Below are 2808 nucleotides of genomic sequence, written 5' to 3'. Positions count from 1 at the left end.
CCGACACTTCCGTTGAGAGCAACGGTAAGGCATTTTCCCTTAGCGTTTGGTTCCTCATTGACCCAATTAGAGACACCATTATCCTTCGATGTAGTTGTTACATAGGGCGTTCCGTCAAGATCCATAGTATTTTGCGGAAGCGCGCTCTTTTTTAAAATATCACAAATTTCATCAACTCGTTTTAATTTAATATTGGTATTCGTTTTAATTTTGACCTTGCTAACTTTTTTGGGAAGCAATTTTTGAGATATTTTTTCATAGCTTAGTTTACTATCTATTAAACTAATTTTTTGCGTCGCCAATCTTTCCGGCGTTATCTGCCTGCCATATCTATATTTCCATTTATTTAATCTAATTTGAAAAGCAATTTGGAACAATTCTTCTTTAGATAATTTTTTAATAGGCATCAAAACTAAACAATTATCATCAACGGAACAATCTTGCTCTTGGATAAACGCTTGCCCAACCGTTCCCGTGCTTGGCACGGTTATAAAAGGGGCTTGATAATTATTACTAATATCAAAGAAACCAAAAATACCATTGTCTTCTCCTGTAGAAGAAATTAAAATATTTTGACCATCACTTCCCTCAAGCCGCTCTTTGTTGTGGTATTCTTTTTGACCGTATTCTATTTTAAAAAATTGTCCGATTGTTGTTATCATAACTATTTTTTATTCTCAAGTTTGTTGGAATATTTAATTCTAAACGCGATTGCCTCTCTTATCATCTCTCCGACTCCATTTTCTATTTCCTCTAAGGTAGGGATTTTGCTTTCAATATATGCCTCGGGTACTAATTCAACGCCTATATCAGATTTATCCAGCAGACATATTTTTTTAAATTCCGGCACATCTTTAAGTTTTAAATTTTGATTCGCCAAAAATCCCTTTAGCTCGCCCTCTACTTCTTTGAGTGTATTTTCACTATTCTCAACCACGATTCTTTTACCTTTCTTTTTACGAAATCCATCAAAAATCGCTCTCGCAAAATAAACTTTTTGATTATCAAAATCGTGTGGAATTCCTTTTTTAACAAAAACTCCAATGGTACCAACGCTAACAGGATAAAAAAGATCTTCGGGAAATGTTACAACAGATAAAACGGTGTTATTTTCCAATAACTCTTTTCTCCAATTTTTACCCGAGCCTTCAACCATAACGGAAATAGGAACAATAACGAAAAGAATGCCACCGTCTTCCATTTGCGACAAAGCATAGTCAATAAAATCGCTTTCTTTTTCGTCTCCCTTTTTTAAAGCAAAGGGCGGGTTCATTAAAACTTTTGTGATAATAGGATTTTTCGGCGGAATATTGCCACTTCTCACATCAAACTTGCCCGTAACAAACCCGTCTTTATTTGTTTTTTCTATACTTTTTTGGAAACAATTCCCTTCATTCATATTATTTCTACCATCACCTCTGAAAATCATATTAACTAAAGCTAGCGCAATCACTTCATCATCTTGATCTGTCCCAAATATATGGTAATTTTTAAATTCGTCAATTTGTTTAGGTGTTGCGCTATTTCTCACATAATCAAAAGCCGACACCAAAAAACCACCGGTACCACAAGCAGGGTCTAAAACATAATCATTAAATTTTACATTTAATACTTCAACAGCAAATTTAGTAATATGTCTTGGTGTTAAGACAATGCCTATTTCCTTTGCTCCATTTCCATATTTTAAAAACTTATCATAAAATTCGCCCAAAACATCTTTCCCCGAAGCCATTGCATTTTTGATATCCAATGTTTGTAACTCTTTCAATGTTTCTATTATGGCTTGCCTATATTTAATATGATTTTCCGTACTTGGAGGAAGTTCTAATTTAAGAAAATCTATAAAATTCTCTTTTTTGACCTCCTCAAGTTTTCGTTCTATGAGATTATTTATATTTTTTACAAGTAATTTAGTATTTCCTGTTGTTAAATCTATTTCTTCGTCAACCGACAATGACAGCACGAGACCAGCGATAAATCTTGCGCGCTTGTTTTTATTTATTCCGGCATTATGAAGAATTTCGTTTATTTCTACCGCGGCACTAATGTATTTTGTCTCTGGAAGATCAGGAAATTCAAGCCAGTTGATTGTATCGTGTTCTAAAATATACCTTGCTTGATTTTTTGAAAGCAAAATATTTTTAGTCTTTCCATTAAAAAGGATCGTTTCCCACTTCCCATTTTTTAAGTATTTGTTGATTACTTTATATCCGTCTGTATCGTTGCCAGCTACACCAGAAGCAATAACACATTTTATTTTCCCGCTTTGATTGATTTTTTTAGCATATTGATCAATCGCTTCATTTAAAGCGATGTCAATATCTTTTTTGTCCCTTTTACTTTCTATCGCCCAAAACTCGTTTTCGTTCAACTTAACAACCGCCTCAGGCATATCTCTGACGAGATATTTTTTTAGTTCCTTATGCGCCAAAACTTCATTTTGTTTATAAACTTCGCCGTCGGAAACACGGGCTGGATTTTTTACATTCCAACCAAGCTTTTCCAATTCCTCTTTTATATAAGTGTAGGCATCAACCTCACTATTTTTTGGTTTGTTGGAGTGCATATTTTTATTTTCCGTTTAATAAACTATCTACGGTAACACCAAGGGCTTTTGCAATAAGCCTTAATGTATCAACCCTTGGATTTAATGTTGCGCCGGATTCAATTTTGATAATTGTATTATAAGTTACTCCGGCAAGTTTAGAAAGTTTATCCTGCGAAACGCCCTTTTTCTTGCGATATTTTTTTATATTTTGGGCTATCATATTAAAATATTCTTTGTGGATAGTAATTATTTACTATTAA

3 protein-coding genes are annotated in these 2808 nt (G+C 33.7%); all 3 read right to left on the bottom strand.

Annotated elements, in window-relative coordinates; genetic code table 11:
- On the bottom strand, positions 1–662 hold a 662-nt coding region (locus tag COU51_04735; GenBank protein PIR66290.1), incomplete at its 3' end, for a hypothetical protein.
- A gap of 2 nt (positions 663–664) precedes the next feature.
- Positions 665–2566, bottom strand: coding sequence for a DNA methyltransferase (locus tag COU51_04730; protein ID PIR66289.1), 1902 nt, complete (start codon positions 2564–2566; stop codon positions 665–667).
- Positions 2567–2570: 4 nt separating this feature from the next.
- Positions 2571–2768, bottom strand: coding sequence for a DNA-binding protein (locus COU51_04725; GenBank protein ID PIR66288.1), 198 nt, complete (start codon positions 2766–2768; stop codon positions 2571–2573).
- Between the last annotated feature and the right edge of the window lie 40 nt (positions 2769–2808).

The organism is Parcubacteria group bacterium CG10_big_fil_rev_8_21_14_0_10_36_14 (assembly GCA_002772895.1).
Lineage (GTDB): Bacteria > Patescibacteriota > Patescibacteriia.
The sequence above is the reverse complement of the archived record's forward strand: the minus strand, read 5'-3'. Positions and strand labels throughout refer to the sequence as shown.

Bases quoted from the DNA above. Each gene is read 5' to 3' on its own strand.
- COU51_04730 (PIR66289.1), bottom strand. From the start codon at position 2,566: ATGCACTCCAACAAACCAAAAAATAGTGAGGTTGATGCCTACACTTAT.
- COU51_04725 (PIR66288.1), bottom strand. From the start codon at position 2,768: ATGATAGCCCAAAATATAAAAAAATATCGCAAGAAAAAGGGCGTTTCG.